A 3,927-nucleotide genomic window follows, 5' to 3' on the forward strand; every position below is an offset into this window, starting at 1 on the left:
GCAATCCGTGAAGGCGGCCGTACTGTAGGTGCGGGCGTTGTTGCCAAAGTAATGAGCTAATTGCCGAATAACATTTGACGCAATGCGCAATAAAAGGGCATCATTTGATGCCCTTTTTGCACGCTTTCACACCAGAACCTGGCTCATCAGTGATTTTTTTTGTCATAATCATTGCTGAGACAGGCTCTGAAGAGGGCGTTTAGTCCGAAACGCACCAGAGCATTTCGGTTTGGATCGCCTCGCTTACGCGGGGTGAAAATGTTTGTAGAATACTTCTGACAGGTTGGTTTATGAGTGCGAATACCGAAGCTCAAGGAAGCGGGCGCGGCCTGGAAGCGATGAAGTGGGTTGTTGTCGCTGTATTGCTGCTTGTAGCTATCGTTGGCAACTACCTCTATCGTGACATGATGCTGCCGCTGCGTGCGCTGGCCGTAGTGATTCTGATTGCCGCAGCGGGTGGTGTCGCGCTGTTGACAACAAAAGGTAAAGCGACCGTTGCTTTTGCCCGTGAAGCGAGAACCGAAGTCCGTAAGGTCATTTGGCCAACTCGCCAGGAAACGCTGCACACCACGCTGATCGTTGCTGCGGTCACTGCGGTAATGTCACTGATCCTGTGGGGACTGGATGGTATTCTGGTTCGCCTGGTATCCTTTATCACTGGCCTGAGGTTCTAAGATGTCTGAAGCCCCTAAAAAGCGCTGGTACGTCGTTCAGGCGTTTTCCGGTTTTGAAGGCCGCGTAGCCACATCGCTGCGCGAATATATCAAGTTACAAAATATGGAAGAGCTGTTTGGCGAAGTCATGGTGCCGACCGAAGAAGTGGTCGAAATCCGTGGCGGCCAGCGTCGCAAGAGCGAACGTAAATTCTTCCCGGGCTATGTACTGGTCCAGATGGTGATGAATGATGCAAGCTGGCACCTGGTGCGCAGTGTGCCGCGTGTGATGGGCTTTATCGGCGGTACATCTGACCGTCCGGCGCCGATCAGCGACAAAGAAGTTGATGCGATCATGAACCGTCTGCAGCAGGTTGGCGATAAGCCGCGTCCGAAAACGATGTTTGAACCAGGTGAAATGGTTCGCGTTAGCGACGGTCCGTTTGCTGACTTTAACGGCGTCGTTGAAGAAGTGGACTACGAGAAGTCTCGTCTGAAAGTTTCCGTATCTATCTTCGGTCGTGCGACTCCGGTTGAACTGGACTTCGCTCAGGTTGAAAAAGCCTAATACGCCGATCAAAAAAGCGACGATTTAATCGTTGCACAAGGCGCGAGATTGGAATACAATTTCGCGCCTTTTGTTTTTATGGATCCTATCCGTAAAACGAATTTAATCACGGGGAGCCTCCTTGAGGCGCTATAACCCAATCAGAGGAATTTAGAATGGCTAAGAAAGTCCAAGCCTATGTCAAGCTGCAGGTTGCAGCTGGTATGGCTAACCCGAGTCCGCCGGTAGGTCCAGCACTGGGTCAACAAGGCGTGAACATCATGGAATTCTGCAAAGCGTTCAACGCTAAGACTGATTCCATGGAAAAAGGTCTGCCGATCCCGGTTGTTATCACCGTTTACGCTGACCGTTCTTTCACTTTCGTTACCAAAACGCCTCCGGCAGCAGTTCTGCTGAAGAAAGCGGCTGGTATCAAGTCTGGTTCCGGCAAGCCGAACAAAGACAAAGTGGGTAAAATTTCCCGCGCTCAGCTGCAGGAAATCGCGCAGACCAAAGCTGCCGACATGACTGGTTCCGACATTGAAGCGATGACTCGCTCCATTGAAGGTACTGCACGTTCCATGGGCCTGGTAGTGGAGGACTAAGAAATGGCTAAACTGACCAAGCGCATGTCCGTGATCCGTGACAAAGTTGATGCTACTAAGCAGTACGACATCAACGAAGCTATCGCTCTGCTGAAAGAGCTGGCCACTGCTAAATTCGTAGAAAGCGTAGACGTTGCCGTTAACCTCGGCATCGATGCTCGTAAATCTGACCAGAACGTACGTGGTGCAACTGTACTGCCGCACGGTACTGGCCGTTCCGTTCGCGTAGCCGTATTTACCCAGGGCGCAAACGCTGAAGCTGCTAAAGCTGCAGGCGCTGAGCTGGTAGGTATGGAAGATCTGGCTGACCAGATCAAGAAAGGCGAAATGAACTTTGACGTTGTTATTGCTTCCCCGGATGCAATGCGCGTTGTTGGCCAGCTGGGTCAGGTTCTGGGTCCGCGCGGCCTGATGCCAAACCCGAAAGTTGGTACTGTAACCCCTAACGTTGCTGAAGCTGTTAAGAACGCTAAAGCGGGTCAGGTTCGTTACCGTAACGACAAAAACGGCATCATCCACACCACCATCGGTAAAGTGGATTTTGACGCTGACAAACTGAAAGAAAACCTGGAAGCTCTGCTGGTTGCGCTGAAAAAAGCAAAACCGACTCAGGCAAAAGGCGTGTACATCAAGAAAGTTAGCATCTCCACCACCATGGGTGCTGGTGTTGCCGTTGATCAGTCCGGTCTGACTGCGACTGTGGCGAACTAATATTCGCCTTTACGTGGGCGGTGATTTTGTCTACAATCTTACCCCCACGTTTCTGTTGAAATAAACAGAACTCTATGCGAGTCATTTGAATTGTAGCAAGGCAGCAATTGAGTGAATCGCTGGGAGTGTAGTTAACTACATGACCGGTGTGAACGAGAGCAGCTAACGCAGCTACGGTTCAAAGGGCGAAGTCATAGACAAGATTTGTTCGTTGGAGCCTGGCCTATCCAGGCCTCCGTCGAAGACCGCAGGTGTTTCGTCAGAAACTTAATGCCCTGCGTAGACGGTGACAGAACGCTAAGATTATTTCTGATACTCTGGCTTGTTTCTGCTCACCGTATTTAGACGCTCTCTCCGTTGGGGAGAGTGAAGTGAGTTCCGGAACATGAGTTCCGGCAAACATCCAGGAGCAAAGCTAATGGCTTTAAATCTTCAAGACAAACAAGCGATTGTTGCTGAAGTCAGCGAAGTAGCCAAAGGCGCGCTGTCTGCAGTAGTTGCGGATTCCCGTGGCGTAACTGTAGATAAAATGACTGAACTGCGTAAAGCAGGTCGTGAAGCTGGCGTATACATGCGTGTTGTTCGTAACACCCTGCTGCGCCGCGTCGTTGAAGGTACTCAGTTCGAGTGCCTGAAAGACACGTTTGTTGGTCCGACCCTGATTGCATACTCTATGGAACACCCGGGCGCTGCTGCTCGTCTGTTCAAAGAGTTCGCGAAAGCGAATGCAAAATTTGAGGTCAAAGCCGCAGCCTTTGAAGGTGAGTTGATCACGGCATCGAACATCGATCGCCTGGCAACCCTGCCGACCTACGAAGAAGCAATTGCACGCCTGATGGCAACCATGAAAGAAGCTTCGGCTGGCAAACTGGTTCGTACTCTGGCTGCTGTACGCGATGCGAAAGAAGCTGCTTAATCGCAGTTATCTTTCTCAAGCATCTGCTTACGTATAAACTTATTCTGATTTTCAGGAACAATTTAAATGTCTATCACTAAAGATCAAATCATTGAAGCAGTATCCGCTATGTCCGTAATGGACGTTGTAGAACTGATTTCTGCAATGGAAGAAAAATTCGGTGTTTCTGCTGCTGCTGCTGTAGCTGTAGCTGCGGGCCCGGCTGAAGCTGCTGAAGAAAAAACTGAATTCGACGTAATTCTGAAAGCTGCTGGCGCTAACAAAGTTGCTGTTATCAAAGCAGTACGTGGCGCAACTGGCTTGGGTCTGAAAGAAGCTAAAGACCTGGTAGAATCTGCACCGGCTGCGCTGAAAGAAGGCGTGAGCAAAGACGACGCAGAAGCACTGAAAAAATCTCTGGAAGAAGCTGGCGCTGAAGTTGAAGTTAAATAAGCCAACTTTTCTGGTTGCAGCCTAAGAAATTAGGCTGATGGCTGGTGACTTTTTAGTCACCAG

General features: G+C 50.2%; 6 protein-coding genes. All 6 read left to right on the forward strand.

From position 1 onward, the window contains the following. The first annotated feature begins 290 nt into the window (after positions 1-290). The 6 genes from secE to rplL all read left to right on the forward strand — a co-directional run bounded on the left by secE (position 291) and on the right by rplL (position 3,864). Positions 291-674, forward strand: a complete 384-nt coding sequence (gene secE / locus FDX03_RS03155) for a preprotein translocase subunit SecE (RefSeq protein ID WP_003033128.1) — start codon at positions 291-293, stop codon at positions 672-674. A 1-nt stretch (position 675) separates the two neighbouring features. Continuing rightward, positions 676-1,221 (forward strand): transcription termination/antitermination protein NusG, encoded by a 546-nt coding sequence (nusG, locus tag FDX03_RS03160; protein WP_003033125.1) that lies wholly within the window; start codon positions 676-678, stop codon positions 1,219-1,221. 155 nt (positions 1,222-1,376) lie between these two features. Then, the gene (gene rplK / locus FDX03_RS03165) at positions 1,377-1,805 is read left to right on the forward strand and encodes a 50S ribosomal protein L11 (RefSeq protein WP_003033122.1); all 429 of its coding nucleotides are present in this window, start codon (positions 1,377-1,379) and stop codon (positions 1,803-1,805) included. 3 nt (positions 1,806-1,808) lie between these two features. Then, positions 1,809-2,516 (forward strand): 50S ribosomal protein L1, encoded by a 708-nt coding sequence (gene rplA / locus FDX03_RS03170; protein ID WP_005132897.1) that lies wholly within the window; start codon positions 1,809-1,811, stop codon positions 2,514-2,516. A gap of 418 nt (positions 2,517-2,934) precedes the next feature. After that, complete coding sequence (gene rplJ / locus FDX03_RS03175; RefSeq protein ID WP_005132895.1) at positions 2,935-3,432, forward strand: 50S ribosomal protein L10; 498 nt, start codon at positions 2,935-2,937, stop codon at positions 3,430-3,432. A 66-nt stretch (positions 3,433-3,498) separates the two neighbouring features. Then, a complete protein-coding gene (gene rplL, locus FDX03_RS03180) occupies positions 3,499-3,864 on the forward strand; it encodes a 50S ribosomal protein L7/L12 (protein WP_000028882.1) in 366 nt (121 codons plus the stop codon). Positions 3,865-3,927 lie beyond the last annotated feature (63 nt).

This window comes from Citrobacter sp. wls827 (assembly GCF_005280875.1).
Classification (GTDB): Bacteria; Pseudomonadota; Gammaproteobacteria; order Enterobacterales; family Enterobacteriaceae; genus Citrobacter; species Citrobacter youngae.

Excerpts from the sequence above, each read along its gene's own strand:
- secE (WP_003033128.1), top strand. The coding sequence starts at position 291 with ATGAGTGCGAATACCGAAGCTCAAGGAAGCGGGCGCGGCCTGGAAGCG.
- nusG (WP_003033125.1), top strand. The coding sequence starts at position 676 with ATGTCTGAAGCCCCTAAAAAGCGCTGGTACGTCGTTCAGGCGTTTTCC.
- rplK (WP_003033122.1), top strand. The coding sequence starts at position 1,377 with ATGGCTAAGAAAGTCCAAGCCTATGTCAAGCTGCAGGTTGCAGCTGGT.
- rplA (WP_005132897.1), top strand. The coding sequence starts at position 1,809 with ATGGCTAAACTGACCAAGCGCATGTCCGTGATCCGTGACAAAGTTGAT.
- rplJ (WP_005132895.1), top strand. The coding sequence starts at position 2,935 with ATGGCTTTAAATCTTCAAGACAAACAAGCGATTGTTGCTGAAGTCAGC.
- rplL (WP_000028882.1), top strand. The coding sequence starts at position 3,499 with ATGTCTATCACTAAAGATCAAATCATTGAAGCAGTATCCGCTATGTCC.